Consider the following 16,851-nt stretch of genomic DNA (forward strand, 5'->3'; position numbering starts at 1 on the left):
TCCGCAGCAGGAAACTATTGATTCATCCTAAGGCAAACCTTGCCCCAAAACGCACCTTAGCAGTGCAAACCCGCGCCCCACAACGCGCTTTTCGCCACGCTGCAGCCTGGTACGCAAATTGCTCACTCCTCTTACACCCTGCGAAAGGAGAGAAGCATGAAAGCGATTGTGATTGGGGCGGGCATCGGTGGGTTAAGCGCGGCCGTCGCGTTAAAAAACGCCGGAATAGACTGTACCGTCTTTGAGGCCGTGAAGGAGATCCGCCCCGTGGGAGCGGCAATCTCCATCTGGCCCAACGGCGTGAAATGTATGCAGCACCTGGGTATGGGCGACATCATCGAGACGTACGGCGGGCCGATGCGCTTTATGGCCTATAAAGACTATCGTCGCGGCGACACGCTGACCCGGTTTAGCCTTGCACCGCTCGTCGAGCGCACCGGCGGGCGCCCCTGCCCCGTTTCACGGGCGGAGCTTCAGCGCGAAATGCTGGACTTCTGGGGACGCGACAGGGTGCAGTTCGGCAGGCGCGTCGAAGGCGTATATGAAGATAAGGCTGGCGTAAGCGTGACCTTCACCGACGGCAGCTCGGCAACCGGCGACTTTCTGATTGCCGCCGACGGCAGCCACTCGGCGGTTCGTCCGTACGTGCTGGGATACGCCCCGGAGCGCCGCTACGCCGGGTACGTGAACTGGAACGGGCTGGTGAAGATTGATGAAGCCATTGCCCCGGCGCACCAGTGGACCACGTTTGTCGGGGAAGGCAAACGCGTTTCGCTGATGCCCGTTTCAGGCGGGCGTTTCTACTTCTTTTTTGACGTGCCGCTTCCGGCAGGGCTGGCGGAAGATCGCACGACCCTGCGCGGCGATCTCGCCCGCTACTTCCGGGGATGGGCACCGCCGGTGCAGAGGCTTATCGCCGCGCTCGACCCCGAAACCACCAACCGTATTGAGATCCACGACATTGAGCCGTTCGACAGCCTGGTGCGCGGCAGGGTTGCCCTTTTGGGTGATGCCGGACACAGCACTACGCCGGATATCGGCCAGGGGGGATGCGCCGCGATGGAGGATGCCGTGGTGCTGGGGGAGTGCCTGCGTGAAAACCGCCGCATCGAGCTTGCCCTGCGGCAGTACGAAGCGCTGCGCTGCGACAGGGTTCGCGATCTGGTGCTGAAGGCCCGCAAACGCTGCGACGTCACCCACGGGAAAGATATGGCGCTGACCGAGGCCTGGTATCGGGAGCTTAAAGAGGAGACCGGGGAGCGCATCATTAACGGTCTGTGCGACACCATTCAGGGCGGGCCATTAGGCTGAGCGTAAGAGGAGAAACCATGAGAAAAGAACCTGCACCGCCCGCACGCTGCACCTTTGAGCCCGGAGACTGGCTGCGCCTCGCGAAATGCTGGCATCCGGTTGCCCGCGCGTGCGACATCGGCCCGGCACCGGTAAAAGCCACGCTGCTGGATGAGCAGCTGGTGATTTATCGTATTAACGATCGCGTCGTGGTGGCCCGGGACGTGTGCCCGCACCGCGGCGTACCGCTGACGCTGGGCTTTCACGATGAGTACGGCATTATCTGTCCTTACCATGGCTTACGCTTTGGAGAAGAGGGTCGCTGCAACCGCATCCCTTCCAGCCCCGACCAGCCGGTTCCGGCGAAGCTGAACCTCATTAACTATGCGGTGGAGGAGCGCTTCGGCCTGATCTGGACCTGCCTGGACTTTGACCCGGACAATCCTGTTCCGCTGCCCACCCTGCCGCACTGGGATGATGAGGGCTTTCAGCAGATCAACTGCCCGGCGTTTGAGGTAAATGGTTTCGCAGGCCGTCAGGTCGAGGGCTTCCTGGACGTCGCCCACTTCGCGTGGATCCACACCGACACCTTTGCCGATCCCGCTAATCAGCAGGTCCCCGCCTATCAGCCGCAGGAGACCTCCTTCGGCTTTGTTGCCGATTACTGGAGTTCCGTCAGCAATTATCCCGCCGGTTCACCTGTCCAGGCGCCGGAGGGTTTCCAGTGGCTGCGCCATTTTGAACTGCACCTGCCGTTTACCGCCACGCTGACCATCCATTTTCCCGGCGATGCAAGGCTGGCGATCATGAACGCCGCCTCGCCGGTATCATCGCGCGTGACGCGGATGTTTGCGCCGATTGCGCGCAACTTTGACCTGCATATTCCTGTAGAAGAGGTGCATGCCTTTAACCTGCGCATTTTCGAAGAGGATCGTCTGATGGTTGAAACCCAGCGTCCGGAAAGCCTGCCGCTGGATCTGACCCTTGAAGCCCATATTCCGGCGGATAAAAGCTCAATTGCCTACCGTCGGGGGCTAAAAAAGATGGGCTTTGGCGAGTTTTTCCTGGCATGACGGAGGCGGATATGTTGAACGTTATCGTTGACGGGCTGTGGCGCGAGGGGAATAAAAGCCTCGCCGTCAGGCTGGTGGCTGAAAACGGCGAAGCGCTGCCAGCGTGGCAGCCCGGCGCGCACGTTGATGTGCATCTGCCCTGCGGCGTGGTTCGCCAGTACTCCCTGACCGGAGCATGTGAAAACGCGAGCTATCTTATCTGCGTGGGCTGGGAAACCGCCTCGCGCGGCGGGTCGCGCTATGTACACGAGACGCTGCGCCCGGGGCAGACGTTAGCGATCTCCGCCCCGCGCAATCTGTTTCCGCTTACTCAGTCAGAGCGGGTTGTGCTGCTGGCAGCGGGGATTGGCATTACGCCGCTGTATGCGATGGCCCTGCATCTTAACGCTGCCGGAACGCCGTTTACGCTGCACTATTACGTCAGGAACCGGGAAAGCGCGGCGTTTGCGCGCGAACTTTCGCGGTTGGGTGAGTGCACTATTCATACCGCCAGCCCGCGCTCCGCGCTGGCCGGGCATCTGCCGCTGCCCGCGCCGGGGTTACACGCCTGGGTTTGCGGACCGTCAGGCTTTATGGCGAAAGTGCGCGAGGTCGCGCGGTCGAAAGGCTGGCCTGACGAGGCGGTGCACAGCGAGGCGTTTCAGCCCCCGGCACCGCTTATAAGCGGTGAGGCGGGCGAGATCTTCACGGTCAAACTGGCCTCCACCGGCGAGCGCTGGCCGGTGCCCGCGGACAAGACCATCGCCCAGGTGTTGCAGGCGAACGGCGTAGACGTACCGCTGTCATGCGAAATGGGGATCTGCGGAGCGTGCCTGACGCCGGTGATCGACGGGGTGGTAGACCACCGGGATACCGTGCAGTCAGAGGCGGAAAAAAGCGCGCCTGGCCAGCAGGTGGCTCTCTGCTGTTCGCGAAGCCATTCAGGGGAGCTGGTGATTGCGCTGTAAAACGAAAAAACCCTGCGATATTGCTATCGCAGGGTTTTCGAATTTGGCGGAAGCGTAGAGATTCGAACTCTAGAACCCTTTCGGGTCGCCGGTTTTCAAGACCGGTGCCTTCAACCGCTCGGCCACGCTTCCAAAGTGAGGCGCACTATAAACATCTCTGAGCATGATGTAAAGCGTGAAATGGCATAAAGTTGCCCCTCCTTCGTCATTTTCTTGCCCCTCGCATACTTTTTCATCGCACTCTGACTAAAATGTAAACATTTATTTTTACATTAATTACGCTTATCAGATTCACTATTTGTCATTTAGACTCTTTTTCATACGACATACATTACCGGTACATCGTACGACAAGAGGTTTCCCTTTATATTATGCATTCTCGATTATGAGTATTTTATTTATCAGCGATAACTATTATCTGTGTAGCGGGGTTTTAAGCGCTCAGACAACCGTCCATTTCATTCGCGATGACGAGGATATTCACGACCTTATCGGAGTCGATCCTGAACTGAATTTTGTCATTGCGATAGAACAAGATAACCTACGTAACGGGGTCATCATGCAGGTCAAAAAAATTAAGAATAGTTATATCGTCCTGATGCATGAGATAGAAATGAACAGGGCCGTGAAAATAGATAATATTATCTATTCGTCAATGCATTTCAATATTCGCCCTTTTCAGCAGCTGATGCGTTTTTACAGAGCGCTCAGAATAAACGCATTTACGCGGCGAGAATATGACGTGCTGAAGCTTTTCCATCTGGAAAATCATGAAATTGCCAAAAGGCTTAAACTCTCCCAAAAAACAACCAGCACCTACCGCGTGAAGATCCTGGAAAAATTAAACATGCGCTCAAGAAACATTCTGGCGATGTCCCGCATGAAATCGGCGATTGTCGATCAGAAACTGTGAACCTTTCTCTGCCTCTGGATGCCTCAGGCTCACGCACGTCAGCCTGAGTAAAGTTGCGCAGGGTGTTGCGCTCAATCACAACGCATGTATTATGTTATAACATAACAATTTGGAATTGAGCTTTATGTTATCAAAAACAGGGTTATTTCTTACTGCATTACTCACCGTGACGCCTGCCGCTTTTGCCGCAACCGCCTACCCGCTGACAATTGAAAATTGCGGCGTAAAGCAGACCTTTACGCAGGCGCCGCAGCGCGTCGTTACCGTGGGCCAGCATGAAACGGAACTGCTGCTCGCGCTGGGGCTGGAAAAATCCGTCACCGCAACGTCGGTCTGGTTTGGTCAGCTTCCGGACTCGCTGGCCGACGCCGGAAAAAAAATCCCCCGGCTTGCCGACAATTCGCCCTCCTTTGAAGCCGTCGTGGGGCAAAAACCGGAGCTCGTTCTCGCCCAGTACCACTGGCACATTGGCCCGCAGGGCGAGGTGGGAACACGCGAGCAGTTTGCGTCGCTGGGAATTAAGACGTGGATTTCCCCTGCCGACTGCACGGACAAAACGGTGACGGAAACCTCAAACGCCGACGGAGCGCGCAGCGCGCCGTTTTCACTGGCGGAAATAACGCGCGAAGTCACGGAACTGGCCGCCATCTTTGACGTTTCCGCGCGGGGCGAGCAGCTCAACCGCGCGCTGACGGCGCGTATTGAAAAAGCGCAGGCGCGCGCGTCAGCCAGGCCGCTCAAGGTCGTATTCTGGTTTTCAAGCAGCCGCCTGAACGGCGATCCCTGGGTGGCGGGGAGCTACGGCGCGCCCGGCTGGATAAGCCGCACGCTGGGGTTAAAGAACGTTATTGACTCCCGCGACGAATGGCCCGCCGTCACCTGGGAACATATTGCCCAGGCGCAGCCGGACGTTATCGTCATCGCACAGATGTCGCGCAGGCTCTACCCCGCCGATGACGTTGCGGTAAAGGAGGCCTTTTTACGACGCGATCCGGTAACCCGGAACATTCCCGCGGTCAGGAATAACCAGATTATCGTGGTGCCCGCCATGTCGTTAAACCCGTCGCTGCGTAACGTCGATGCGGTTGAGCTTATCAGCGATCGGCTGGCTTCATTCCGGGGCGAATAATGCGCCATTTCTCCTCTTCCCGCCGCCAGCAGGTGGCGCTGGCGGCAGGCGCCTTCGCGCTGCCGCTGATGCTGGTCTTTGCCGCGAGTATCGGCGATATGCCGGTATCGTATGCCGTTACCGGAAAAGCAATCCTCAACGGCCTGGGGCTGACGTCATATGACCTGCCCCAGCCGGAGGAAGGCATCGTCTGGCAGTACCGCATGAGCCGGGCGCTGATGGCCGCCTGCAGCGGCGGCGGTCTGGCGCTGTGCGGGCTGGTGCTCCAGTCGATACTGCGTAACCCCCTGGCTGAACCCTATCTGCTGGGCATTTCCGCAGGCGCCTCGCTGGGGGCCGTCTGCGTGATGCTTCTCGGCATCGGCGGGAGCGTAATTGGCGTGAGCAGCGGCGCGTTTGTCGGCGCCTGTGCCGCTTTTGCGCTCATCATGCTGATAACCAACGGCATGAGCGAAAGCCCGTCGCGCATTTTGCTGGCAGGCATCGCGGGCACGCAGCTCTTCAACGCGATGACCGCGTACGTCGTCAGCACCTCCGCCAACGCCGAGCAGTCGCGCAGCGTTATGTTCTGGTTAATGGGCAGCCTGAGCGGCGTCCGCTGGCCTGACGCGCTGCTGGCGCTGGCCGTGACGGTGACGGGCCTGCTGGTGGTCTGCCTCTTTGCGCGGGCGCTGGACACCTTCACCTTCGGAGATGAGGTTTCCACCACCCTCGGGATCCCGGTGGCCGCCGTGCGTATTGCCCTGTTGCTGACCTGCGCGTTCGTCACCGCAACCCTGGTAAGCGCCATAGGCGCAGTGGGGTTTGTGGGGCTGGTCATTCCCCACGTGACGCGCATGCTAAGCGGTCCGGGCCATCGTCGCGCTATTCCGCTGACGTTTCTTATCGGCGCGCACTTTATGATCCTGGCCGATATCGTGTCACGCACGCTGATCGTGCACCAGGTTCTGCCCATCGGGGTGGTGACTGCGCTGGTGGGCGCACCTGTCTTTGTGGCGCTGCTTTATCAAAACCGGAAGGAGCATTTATGAATATTTCCGTATCCGGGTTAAGCGTAACCCGACAAGCACTGACGGTGCTTGAGAATATCAACCTCGACCTGCCGTCCGGACAGATTGTCGGCCTGCTAGGGCCAAACGGCTCGGGCAAATCAACGCTGCTACGCTGTCTTGCCGGGCTGTTTCCGCACCTCGGTGAACGCGTTGCGCTTAACGGCACGTCGCTTAGCGTAATGCCGTTAAAAACGCGCGCGCGGCACCTGGCATTCGTCCCCCAACATGCCGACGTCGAGGGAGAACTGACCGTAGAGGATATCGTGCGGCTGGGGCGAACGCCTTACCGGAAGGCGTTTCAAAGAAGCACGCGAGATGATGATGCGGCGGTTGAAGAGGCGATAAGCCTGATGCAGCTAGGCGGATTACGCCAGCGGCGCTGGCAGCATTTGTCCGGCGGGGAACGTCAGCGAAGCCAGATTGCGCGTGCGCTGGCGCAGCGGCCCCGGGTATTGCTGCTCGATGAGCCGACAAACCACCTGGACATTCAGCACCAGCTGGAGCTGATGCGGCTTATTTCGCGGCTGCCGCTCACGGTGGTGGTGGCCCTGCACGATCTTAATCTGGCGGCCAACTACTGTCAGCGGCTGATCCTTCTGAAGGCCGGGCGCGTATCGGCCACCGGCGCGCCCCCGGAGGTGCTCACCGCGGAGAACATCGAGAAAACCTGGTGCGTCAAGGCGAACGTCTACAGGGCAGACGCCGGGATCACGATCGGCTACAGCATGGGAGGGAGGGCGTAGAACAGAAGCAAAAAACCCTGCGATATTGCTATCGCAGGGTTTTCGAATTTGGCGGAAGCGTAGAGATTCGAACTCTAGAACCCTTTCGGGTCGCCGGTTTTCAAGACCGGTGCCTTCAACCGCTCGGCCACGCTTCCTAAGTGAGGCGAACTATAAACACCTCACCGCGCGCTGTAAAGAGCACGCGCATTCGTTCGCTTTAAAAATAGCCAAATTGCGTTTAATCGGTTGAATAGACGACATATTGGCCATTTTGCCAGCATAAAATCCACCACCGAGGTTTAGTGCTTTTTGATGTACATATCTTTCGTGTAGTAATACCCGAGCTTGTCCGGGGTGAATCCCCCTACCCACGGCTTCACCAGGTGCGTGCGAACGTAGTGGTAGACGGGGATCGCCGGCACGTCACGCCCCAGCAGATCCTCTGCCTGCTGATAAAACTTTCCGCGCTCTTGCGGCGTTTTTGATTTTGCCGCATTCGCCAGCGCCTGGTCGTACTCAGGATTGCTGTACTGCGTGGTGTTTTGGCTATCCCCGGTACGGAAGTTATTCAGGAAAGTGGAGGCATCATCGTAATCGGCAATCCAGGCGTAGCGCACCGCGTCAAAATTATGGGTGTGCTTGGTATCAAGCATGGTTTTCCACTCCTGATTTTGCAGCTTCGCCTCCACGCCGAGGTTCTTTTTCCACATCGAGCTGGCGGCAATGGCGATACGCTGGTGTGTTTCAGAGGTGTTATACAGCAGATTAAAACTCAGTGGATGGCTGGCGTTATATCCGGCCTCTTCGAGCAGTTTTTTCGCCTCGGCAATACGTTTGTCCCGCGGCCAGCTGGCGTAGTCCGGGTTCTGTAACTTAACGCCACCAATGTCCGGCTGACTGATAAGCCACGCCGGGCGCTGCCCCTGCCCCATCACTTTATCTGCAATGATGTCTTTATCGAGCGCCATATTGAGCGCCTTTCGCACGCGCGCATCGTTGAACGGCGCGCGGCTGGTGTTGAATTCATAATAGTAGGTGGCAAGCTGCGGGGAGACATCCAGCTGGCTGCCCAGCGTTTTCTTAAGCCGGGCGAACTGGTTTACTGGCACCGTGTAGACAATATCGATTTCTCCCGCTTTATAGCGGTTCACATCAGCCGCCTCGGAGGAAACAGGCAGATATGTCACCCTGTTGATCACGGTATGAGCATTATCCCAGTAGCGCGGGTTACGCTCCGCCACAATGCGTTCGTTAACCACCCACGTCGACAGCTTATAGGCGCCGCTGCTGACGATGTGTTCCGGTTTGGTCCATTTGTCGCCGAAACGACCTACCAGGACCTTATCTATCGGCACCAGAGACGGGTGTGCCAGCATCGCCAGGAAGGCGGCATTCGGCTGCGTGAGCGTGACTTCCAGCGTGCTGTCATTGATGGCTTTTACCCCCAGCGACGCGGGCGCTTTTTTGCCTTCGGCAATATCGGTGCCGTTAACGATACGCATGCTGCCGGGATAGCTGGCATACGGTGAGGCGGTTTTCGGGTCCACCAGCCGCTGCCAGCTCCAGACGATATCTTCCGCGGTGATGGCGCTTCCATCGCTCCAGGTAATGCCCGGGCGCAGATGGAAGGTCCAGACGGTGTTATCTTTATTTTCCCATTTCTCCGCCAGGCGCGGCTGGATCTCCCCTGCCGGGGAGACGCTGACCAGCCCGTCGAATAAATCGCTGATAATATTGAATTCGACATCGCTTTCGACTTTATGCGGGTCGAGGGAAGCGGGTTCACTTCCGTTGTTCCTGACCAGCTCCTGCTTCTCTGCCAGCTGGGTTCCTGCCGGTACGCTAGCGGCCCAGGCGGCCGTGCTGGCGCTCAGGATCCCCGCGGTTATTAGTGTGAGTGCAACGTGTGCGCGCGTTTGTGGTTTCATTTTCTTCGCCTTATTGTCTGTTTTTATGACGATCCGGAAATAACTCTTAGCGGCCTTAGTGAAATAACGCAATATTTTTCAGTAACCTATAAGAGGTTGATCTGAATACGTCAGGCAAACCGTGCTTCCTTCTGAAGAAATGGGCTTTATCAGAAGAAAAAACCGGCACAAACCCTAAGGGGCTGAGTAAAGATGGGTAAAACCACTTTGAGACTGCCGCGCCGTTTCCTATTCTTTCCGTTAATTACATCTGTCATAAGAGAGTGACTCATGGATCGTATAATTACTTCCTCACGCGACCGCACATCGCTACTCAGCACCCACAAGGTGCTGCGCAATACCTATTTTATGCTCAGCCTGACGCTGGCGTTTTCGGCCATTACCGCAACGGCCAGCACCGTGCTGATGCTGCCGTCTCCGGGCCTGATCCTGACGCTGGTGGGTATGTATGGTCTGATGTTCCTGACCTACAAAACCGCCGACAAACCGGTGGGTATTCTGTCCGCGTTCGCCTTTACGGGCTTCCTGGGGTACATCCTGGGGCCAATCCTGAACGCGTACCTGTCTGCCGGCATGGGTGATGTGATCGGTATGGCGCTGGGCGGTACCGCGCTGGTGTTCTTCTGCTGCTCGGCCTACGTGCTGACCACCCGTAAGGACATGTCCTTCCTCGGCGGCATGCTGATGGCGGGTATCGTGGTTGTGCTGGTGGGTATGCTGGCAAACATCTTCCTGCAATTGCCTGCTCTGCACCTGGCAATCAGCGCGGTGTTTATCCTGATTTCATCTGGCGCCATCCTGTATGAAACCAGCAACATCATTCACGGCGGTGAGACGAACTATATCCGCGCGACCGTGAGCCTGTACGTGTCGCTGTACAACATTTTCGTCAGCCTGCTGAGCATCCTGGGCTTCGCCAGCCGCGATTAACTCACCGTGCTGTGAAAAAAGCCCTGCTTATGCGGGGCTTTGTTTTTTTGGTAAACTGCTGCGGTATTTGACTAACGCGTGAATGATTATGTTGAGTTTTGAAGGCAAAGAGATCGAAACCGATAACGATGGTTATCTGAAAGAGAGCAGCCAGTGGAGTGAAGCGCTGGCGGAGAAAATTGCGGAAAACGAAGGGATTACTCTCTCCCCGGAACACTGGGAAGTGGTGCGCTTTGTGCGCGAGTTTTACCTTGAATTCAACACCTCTCCGGCCATCCGCATGCTGGTCAAAGCCATGGCGAACAAATTTGGCGAGGAGAAAGGCAACAGCCGCTATCTGTATCGCCTGTTCCCGAAAGGCCCGGCAAAACAGGCGACCAAAATTGCCGGCCTGCCAAAACCGGTAAAATGCATTTAATAGCGAATACTGAAGTCAGCATATCCCCGCCCGGGTTGATGCGGTTCCGTTAAGACCTTATCAACCCGCGCGCTTCGCGGCCCGCCCGCTTTCAGCCACGCCACCAGCTTCTCTACCCTATCCGCCTCACCGCAGGCGACAACTTCCACGCTGCCGTCATCCATGTTACGGGCATACCCCGTAAGCCCGAGCTGAAGGGCTTCGCGCTGGGTGTTGTATCGAAAACCGACCCCCTGTACGAGGCCGTGGACCCAGGCAATGGTGCAAACATTTGACATCATCCTTCTCCTTATCCGACTGGCGCGTTGCATTTCCTCACTGAAGTCGGGAAAATGGCGGCCATTTTCTTGAATCGACAGAATAGCAAATTATGAGCGTACGTTTAGTGTTAGCCAAAGGGCGCGAGAAGTCATTACTGCGCCGCCATCCCTGGGTCTTTTCCGGCGCGGTTGCCCGAATGGAAGGTAAAGCCAGCCTCGGTGAAACCATCGATATCGTTGACCATCAGGGGAAGTGGTTAGCGCGCGGCGCATACTCGCCGGCGTCCCAGATCCGCGCCCGCGTCTGGACGTTCGATAAAGACGAAACCATCGACATCGACTTCTTTGTCCGCCGCCTGCAGCAGGCGCAGCAATGGCGTGAGTGGCTGGCAAAGCGTGACGGGCTGGACAGCTACCGTCTGATCGCCGGTGAGTCCGACGGCCTGCCGGGGGTCACCATTGACCGCTTCGGCAACTTCCTGGTGCTGCAACTGTTAAGCGCCGGGGCGGAGTATCAGCGTGCCGCGCTGATTAGCGCGCTGCAAACGCTGTACCCGGACTGTGCTATTTACGACCGCAGTGACGTGGCGGTGCGTAAAAAAGAGGGCATGGAGCTGACGCAAGGCCCGGTAACCGGTGAACTGCCGCCTGCCCTGCTGCCTATCGAAGAACACGGCATGAAGCTGCTGGTGGATATCCAGGGCGGTCATAAGACCGGCTATTACCTCGATCAGCGCGACAGCCGTCTGGCAACCCGCCAGTATGTTGCCGATAAGCGCGTGCTGAACTGCTTCTCCTATACCGGCGGCTTCGCGGTCTCTGCCCTGATGGGCGGCTGTGCCCAGGTGGTCAGCGTCGACACCTCGCAGGAAGCGCTGGATGTGGCGAAACAGAACGTCGAGCTGAACGGGCTGGACCTGAGCAAAGCGGAATTTGTTCGCGACGACGTATTCAAACTGCTGCGTAAATACCGCGACCAGGGCGAAAAATTTGACGTCATCGTGATGGACCCGCCGAAGTTCGTGGAGAATAAAAGTCAGCTGATGGGCGCCTGCCGTGGCTATAAAGACATCAACATGCTGGCGATCCAGCTGCTGAACCCGGGCGGCGTGCTGCTGACGTTCTCCTGCTCTGGCCTGATGACCACCGATTTATTCCAAAAAATCATCGCCGATGCCGCTATAGATGCTGGTCGTGATGTACAATTTATAGAGCAGTTCCGTCAGGCCGCCGATCACCCGGTGATCGCTACCTACCCGGAAGGGCTGTATCTGAAAGGGTTTGCCTGTCGCGTCATGTAACTTGAAATGAGAAATATTGCCCGCACATAGTGTGTATGTAATGTTTCCCGGGAGGTGACTATGATTGCCAGCAAATTCGGTATCGGCCAGCAGGTCCGCCACACCTTGCTTGGATATTTGGGGGTGGTCGTGGATATCGACCCGGAATATTCCCTTGATGAACCGTCAGCGGACGAGCTGGCGGTGAACGCAGAGCTTCGCGCCGCGCCCTGGTATCACGTGGTGATGGAGGGCGACGACGGTCAGCCCGTCCATACCTATCTTGCCGAAGCGCAGCTGAGCGGTGAACTGCAGGATGAGCATCCGGAACAACCCACTATGGACGAGCTTGCTCAGACCATCCGCAAACAGCTTCAGGCGCCGAGACTGCGAAATTAAAGGTGTAAAAAAGCCCGTAACCGGGCTTTTTTTATTTCGCGAGACCGAGACGGGGAATGTCGATCGCCGGACAGCGATCCATAACTACCTTCAGCCCCGCATCACGGGCTAATACTGCTGCCTGCTCGTTGATCACCCCCAGCTGCATCCACAGCGTTTTCGCCCCAATCGCAATCGCCTCCTGCGCTACGCCCCACGCGGCCTCAGAGTTGCGGAACACGTCCACCATATCCACTTTCTCCGGCACTTCCGCGAGCGTCGCGTAGCCCTGCTGTCCCAGCAGCGTTTTACCCGCCACCTTCGGCGAGACAGGGATCACGTGATAGCCCTGATCCAGAAGGTATTTCATTACACGATAGCTTGGGCGATCGGGTTTGTCGCTCGCCCCGACCAGCGCGATAGTGCGCGTGGACGTCAGTATCTCGACAATGTCGTTCTCTTTCATACTCTTCCTCCTGGTTTTTTTCAAAGTGTACGCCAAAGCGGGCATCTCAACCACGCGCCCCATGCAGAAGCATGAGGGCAAAAGGGCAGAATATGTCTATATGTTAGTAAACGTGATAATCGAAAAATTTTGATACATTCTTGCAGAGGATGTTTTCTACGGGAGCCCGCTATGAAAACCGGCATTGCCTGGACCGCGATCGCGTTAATCATGCCGGTTTGCGTTTTCGCGACCAGCCTGAGACTTTCAGCCGATATTGACCTGCTGGTTCTGGACGGGAAAAAAGTTTCCAGCTCGCTCCTGCGCGGCGCGGACAGTATCGAGCTGGATAACGGGCCGCATCAGGTGGTATTGCGGGTGGAAAAGACTATCCGCCTCGCCGATGGCGAACAGCAGGTGTACACTTCGCCTCCGCTGGTTGTCAGCTTTAATACCCGGCGCATCAGCCAGGTTAATTTTCGTCTTCCTCGCCTTGAGACAGAAAAAGAGTCTCTGGCATTCGATGCCTCGCCGCGCGTTGAACTGGTGGATGGGAACGCAGTGCCGATCCCGGTGCAGCTGGATATTCTCGCGCTGACAAAAAGGCCAAAGGGAACAGACTATGAAGCGGATACCGGGATCTACAACAGGGCCAGCAGGCGCGCCTCCCTGCCCCAGTTTGCCGCGGTGATGGCGGATGACAGCGCCCTGCTTTCGGGCGTTTCAGAGCTGGATGAGCTTCCCCCTCAGTCGCAGACGCTTACCGAGCAGCGGCTCAGGTTCTGGTTCCAGAATGCCGATCCGGACACGCGCGCCCGTTTTCTGAAATGGGCGAAAAGACAACCGTCGTCATGAGCCACATTTTTTTGTCCTTTCTCTTGCAGCATCAGTCAGTTCCCGTCATCGTGTAGCGAGGTAACCTCACGGATATGATTATGGAACTGACAACACGCACACTGCCGTCGCGCAAGCACATTGCTCTGGTTGCGCACGATCACTGTAAACAAATGCTGCTTAACTGGGTTCGTCGCCATCAGCCTCTGTTACAGAATCATGCCCTTTCGGCTACGGGGACAACCGGCAACCTGATCCACCGCGAAACCGGTCTGGAAGTGAACGCCATGCTGAGCGGCCCGATGGGGGGCGATCAGCAGGTAGGCGCACAGATTTCGGAAGGAAAGATTGACGTGCTGATCTTCTTCTGGGATCCGCTGAACGCGGTTCCGCACGATCCGGACGTTAAGGCGCTGCTGCGTCTGGCGACGGTGTGGAACATTCCGGTGGCCACCAATCTTTCAACGGCAGATTTCATCATTGAGTCGCCGCAGTTTAACGCGCCGGTGGAGATCCTGATCCCGGACTATCAGCGTTATCTCGCCGAGAGGCTGAAGTAGCCTTTTTTGCCCGGTAGCGCTGCGCGTGCCGGGCAAAAAAAGTTCTGCGCGGCTCGTTACGGCTTTCTCGCCACCGGCACGTCAATGCTTTTCAGCACGTCGACAAACGCGGACGGTTCCTCTTTATCGAACAGCAGCCACACGCGGTGGCGCGCGCGGGTTATCGCCACGTACAGCAGGCGCCGCTCCTCTGCGTCCGGAAAATCCTCTGGCACAGGCAGCAGCGCCTGCTCCATTACCGACTCGCGAGCCGGTGCCGGGAAACCGTCGCTCCCACCCTTTAGCCCGACAACGATCGTATAGTCGGCCTGCTGCCCTTTGCTGGCGTGAATGGTCATAAAATCGAGCTGAAGTTTTGGCCAGCGGGTCGCCGCCTTATCCAGCGCCGCCGGCCTGAGATGGTGGTAACGCGCCAGCACCAGAATGCGCTCGTCGGGCTTCGCATAGCCGCTCAGCTTATCCAGCAGCGCCTCCAGGCAATCGTCCGCCAGCAGCGTGACGGCTTTCTTATCCCCCGGCGTGAGGCTGTTGAGCGGTTTCGTCAGCTGGTGCGGATTCTGCTGAATAAAGCGGTTGGCAATTTCGCCAATGCGCGAGTTAAAGCGGTAGGTGGTGTCGAGATCGCTGCGATCGCCCTCGCCAAAATAGTGGTGGAATGCCGTCGTGAGGGAAAGCTGTGCCCCGCTAAAGCGGTAGATGGCCTGCCAGTCATCCCCCACGGCAAACAGCGACGTGTGTTTATTCTGCGCCCGCAGCGCCGACAGCAGCGCCGCGCGCTGCGGTGAGATATCCTGAAACTCATCCACCAGGATGTGTTTCCACGGGCTGACGAAGCGTCCTTTCTCCAGAATGACGATGGCCTGATGGATTAGCCCGGAAAAATCGACCGCGTTTTCATCTTTCAGCGCGCTTTTCCAGGCTTTAAGCATCGGAGCCATCAGCTTGACCCGCTTAGAAAACAGGGCGCGGATTGGCTCCGGCGCGCTTTCAATCATCTCGGCCTGAGAGCCGCCGTGCATACGCATCAGGCTTACCCAGCGGTCGAGCCGTGAGCCCAGACGGCGCGCCAGCTTTTCATCCTGCCAGAAGCTGCCCTCCGGCACCTCCCAGCTCAGCTCCTCTTCAAGCCACTGACGCCAGCCTTTCGCCTGCGCCTTCTTCTCACTGCACTGCTGTCGCCAGGTTTTTATAAACAGCGCCTGACGGGCCTGCGCGTCGTTCTCCAGCTTGCTGACTACGGGCACCTTTTTACTGCCCTGCTGAATGATATGCAGGGCGAGGGAGTGGAAGGTGCGCGCCGAGATATCCTGAGTATGCAAACGCGCTTGGATGCGTTCATCCATCTCCTGCGCGGCCTGGCGGCCAAAGGCAAGCAGCAAAATCTGGTCGGCAACCGCCTCGCCCGTCGTCAGAAGCCAGCCTGCACGCGCCACCAGCACCGACGTTTTGCCGCTCCCGGCACCTGCCAGCACCAGCAGCGACTGCTCGCCGTTTACCACCGCACGCGCCTGGGCGGGGTTGAGGGGCGACGTCTCGACCGTACTGAAGAACCCGGCATAGCGCGCGAGCATTGCATCGGTCCAGGCCTGATTGTGCGCCAGACGGCTTTTCTCGATATCGCTCAGCCAGGCCTGACACTTACGCCAGGCGTCGCGGCAGTTATCAAACTCTTCAAGCCGGGCCACGGGTAAGGGTAATGCCGTCAGCGCCTCGGCGATCTTTTGCTGAAGCCCGGCGGTTTGCTGACGTGTCAGCCACTTCTGCTGGGTATGGCTTTGGTCTATATCGTCCAGCACCTGTTGCAGTACCTGTGCGGCAATCGCGCTCATCTCCTGGCTCCACTGCTGCCAGCGCGCGTTCAGATGGTGGTGGAAGCGTTGGGTTTCAGCCCACTCCGTCCCGTGCAGCCGTACCACCTTTTCAGCAGGCAGAACGAACTCCAGCTCACCCCACACCAGCCCACGCTTGCAGTGAATAGCCAGAAGCTGATTAAACGGAATAAGGTATTCGTGGCGTTCACCGGAGACTTTGACGCCCGCATTGAGAAGGACAACCTTGTCGTACGGGTGCTGCGCCAGGCGTTTGCCCATTGAAGTTGCTTTCAGTTCCATATCCTGCCGGATCCACGAGGTAATAATTTGTCAGACAGTTTAACCGCCAGTTTTAAGGTGCTCCAGCCCAAAAAAACGTTACAATCAGCGGGCGTTAATCATATCGAAGGAAATGAGGGTTTATGCGTACCGTTCTGAATGTGTTGAATTTTGTCCTTGGCGGTTTTGCCACCACCCTTTCCTGGCTTTTTGCCACCCTGGTGAGCATCGTGCTCATCTTCACCCTGCCGCTGACGCGCTCCTGCTGGGAAATCACTAAGCTGTCCCTCGTTCCGTATGGCAATGAAGCCGTACACGTGGATGAGCTGGAGCCGGAACGAAAAAGTGCCCTGATGAACACCGGCGGCACGCTGCTGAATATTCTGTGGCTGATCTTCTTCGGCTGGTGGCTGTGTCTGATGCATATTTTCGCCGGTATCGCCCAGTGCATTACGATTATCGGCATTCCGGTTGGCATCGCTAATTTTAAAATTGCCACCATCGCCCTGTGGCCGGTAGGGCGCCGTGTTGTTCCGGTAGAAGTGGCGCAAGCCGCACGTGAAGCCAATGCCCGTCGTCGTTTTCAGTAAATAAGGACA

General features: G+C 57.5%; 18 protein-coding genes and 2 tRNA genes. 14 read left to right on the forward strand and 6 right to left on the reverse strand.

What is annotated here, in order from left to right:
• Window positions 1-156: 156 nt before the first annotated feature.
• The 3 genes from hpxO to IM304_RS04010 are packed head-to-tail and all read left to right on the forward strand — an operon-like array spanning window position 157 to window position 3,310.
• A complete protein-coding gene (gene hpxO, locus IM304_RS04000; RefSeq protein WP_193356353.1) occupies window positions 157-1,311 on the forward strand; it encodes an FAD-dependent urate hydroxylase HpxO in 1,155 nt (384 codons plus the stop codon).
• Between the two features lie 17 nt (window positions 1,312-1,328).
• Entirely contained in the window at window positions 1,329-2,363 is a 1,035-nt protein-coding gene (hpxD, locus tag IM304_RS04005) for a molybdenum cofactor-independent xanthine hydroxylase subunit HpxD (protein WP_148420937.1), read from the forward strand.
• Between the two features lie 11 nt (window positions 2,364-2,374).
• Window positions 2,375-3,310 carry a PDR/VanB family oxidoreductase gene (locus IM304_RS04010; protein WP_193356354.1) on the forward strand — a complete coding sequence of 312 codons (936 nt, stop codon included), beginning with the start codon at window positions 2,375-2,377 and terminating at the stop codon, window positions 3,308-3,310.
• 44 nt (window positions 3,311-3,354) lie between these two features.
• On the opposite strand, the gene IM304_RS04015 is transcribed toward IM304_RS04010, so the two are convergent.
• Window positions 3,355-3,442: transfer RNA gene (locus IM304_RS04015), tRNA-Ser, on the reverse strand.
• A gap of 253 nt (window positions 3,443-3,695) precedes the next feature.
• Between IM304_RS04015 and IM304_RS04020 the strand changes: the two genes are divergently transcribed.
• From IM304_RS04020 to IM304_RS04035, 4 genes are all read left to right on the forward strand, one after another.
• Entirely contained in the window at window positions 3,696-4,223 is a 528-nt protein-coding gene (locus IM304_RS04020) for a helix-turn-helix transcriptional regulator (RefSeq protein ID WP_193356355.1), read from the forward strand.
• 124 nt (window positions 4,224-4,347) lie between these two features.
• On the forward strand, window positions 4,348-5,352 hold the full coding sequence (locus tag IM304_RS04025; RefSeq protein ID WP_193356356.1) for an ABC transporter substrate-binding protein: 1,005 nt from the start codon (window positions 4,348-4,350) through the stop codon (window positions 5,350-5,352).
• Window positions 5,352-6,383 carry an iron ABC transporter permease gene (locus tag IM304_RS04030; protein ID WP_193356357.1) on the forward strand — a complete coding sequence of 344 codons (1,032 nt, stop codon included), beginning with the start codon at window positions 5,352-5,354 and terminating at the stop codon, window positions 6,381-6,383. The genes IM304_RS04025 and IM304_RS04030 overlap by 1 nt, the downstream gene beginning before the upstream one ends.
• Complete coding sequence (locus tag IM304_RS04035) at window positions 6,380-7,147, forward strand: ABC transporter ATP-binding protein (protein WP_193356358.1); 768 nt, start codon at window positions 6,380-6,382, stop codon at window positions 7,145-7,147. The genes IM304_RS04030 and IM304_RS04035 overlap by 4 nt, the downstream gene beginning before the upstream one ends.
• Before the next feature lie 49 nt (window positions 7,148-7,196).
• Here the strand turns inward: IM304_RS04035 and IM304_RS04040 are convergent.
• Together IM304_RS04040 and IM304_RS04045 are read right to left on the reverse strand one after the other, a co-directional pair.
• Window positions 7,197-7,284 (reverse strand) — tRNA-Ser (locus IM304_RS04040).
• Window positions 7,285-7,428: 144 nt separating this feature from the next.
• The gene (locus IM304_RS04045; protein WP_193356359.1) at window positions 7,429-9,057 is read right to left on the reverse strand and encodes an ABC transporter substrate-binding protein; all 1,629 of its coding nucleotides are present in this window, start codon (window positions 9,055-9,057) and stop codon (window positions 7,429-7,431) included.
• A gap of 270 nt (window positions 9,058-9,327) precedes the next feature.
• Between IM304_RS04045 and yccA the strand changes: the two genes are divergently transcribed.
• Both yccA and tusE read left to right on the forward strand, forming a co-directional pair.
• Window positions 9,328-9,987, forward strand: coding sequence for an FtsH protease modulator YccA (yccA, locus tag IM304_RS04050; RefSeq protein WP_193356360.1), 660 nt, complete (start codon window positions 9,328-9,330; stop codon window positions 9,985-9,987).
• An 88-nt stretch (window positions 9,988-10,075) separates the two neighbouring features.
• The gene (gene tusE, locus IM304_RS04055) at window positions 10,076-10,405 is read left to right on the forward strand and encodes a sulfurtransferase TusE (protein WP_003858129.1); all 330 of its coding nucleotides are present in this window, start codon (window positions 10,076-10,078) and stop codon (window positions 10,403-10,405) included.
• Here tusE and yccX read toward each other — a convergent pair.
• On the reverse strand, window positions 10,402-10,683 hold the full coding sequence (yccX, locus tag IM304_RS04060) for an acylphosphatase (RefSeq protein ID WP_193356399.1): 282 nt from the start codon (window positions 10,681-10,683) through the stop codon (window positions 10,402-10,404). The genes tusE and yccX overlap by 4 nt on opposite strands.
• A gap of 92 nt (window positions 10,684-10,775) precedes the next feature.
• Between yccX and rlmI the strand changes: the two genes are divergently transcribed.
• Both rlmI and hspQ read left to right on the forward strand, forming a co-directional pair.
• The gene (gene rlmI, locus IM304_RS04065; RefSeq protein ID WP_176610702.1) at window positions 10,776-11,966 is read left to right on the forward strand and encodes a 23S rRNA (cytosine(1962)-C(5))-methyltransferase RlmI; all 1,191 of its coding nucleotides are present in this window, start codon (window positions 10,776-10,778) and stop codon (window positions 11,964-11,966) included.
• 60 nt (window positions 11,967-12,026) lie between these two features.
• Entirely contained in the window at window positions 12,027-12,344 is a 318-nt protein-coding gene (gene hspQ, locus IM304_RS04070; protein WP_148420968.1) for a heat shock protein HspQ, read from the forward strand.
• Between the two features lie 31 nt (window positions 12,345-12,375).
• Here the strand turns inward: hspQ and IM304_RS04075 are convergent, their stop codons facing one another.
• On the reverse strand, window positions 12,376-12,789 hold the full coding sequence (locus IM304_RS04075; RefSeq protein ID WP_148420970.1) for a CoA-binding protein: 414 nt from the start codon (window positions 12,787-12,789) through the stop codon (window positions 12,376-12,378).
• A gap of 171 nt (window positions 12,790-12,960) precedes the next feature.
• On the opposite strand from IM304_RS04075, the gene IM304_RS04080 reads away from it, so the two are divergent.
• Together IM304_RS04080 and mgsA are read left to right on the forward strand one after the other, a co-directional pair.
• Window positions 12,961-13,623 carry a DUF2057 family protein gene (locus IM304_RS04080; RefSeq protein ID WP_193356361.1) on the forward strand — a complete coding sequence of 221 codons (663 nt, stop codon included), beginning with the start codon at window positions 12,961-12,963 and terminating at the stop codon, window positions 13,621-13,623.
• An 80-nt stretch (window positions 13,624-13,703) separates the two neighbouring features.
• The gene (mgsA, locus tag IM304_RS04085; protein WP_148420974.1) at window positions 13,704-14,162 is read left to right on the forward strand and encodes a methylglyoxal synthase; all 459 of its coding nucleotides are present in this window, start codon (window positions 13,704-13,706) and stop codon (window positions 14,160-14,162) included.
• A gap of 56 nt (window positions 14,163-14,218) precedes the next feature.
• Here the strand turns inward: mgsA and helD are convergent, their stop codons facing one another.
• Complete coding sequence (gene helD, locus IM304_RS04090; RefSeq protein WP_193356362.1) at window positions 14,219-16,273, reverse strand: DNA helicase IV; 2,055 nt, start codon at window positions 16,271-16,273, stop codon at window positions 14,219-14,221.
• Between the two features lie 122 nt (window positions 16,274-16,395).
• On the opposite strand from helD, the gene IM304_RS04095 reads away from it, so the two are divergent.
• Window positions 16,396-16,842, forward strand: a complete 447-nt coding sequence (locus IM304_RS04095) for a YccF domain-containing protein (RefSeq protein ID WP_148420978.1) — start codon at window positions 16,396-16,398, stop codon at window positions 16,840-16,842.
• Window positions 16,843-16,851: the final 9 nt, after the last annotated feature.

Source organism: Enterobacter cloacae complex sp. P40C2 (assembly GCF_014930695.1).
In the GTDB taxonomy this organism is placed as follows: Bacteria; Pseudomonadota; Gammaproteobacteria; order Enterobacterales; family Enterobacteriaceae; genus Enterobacter; species Enterobacter pasteurii.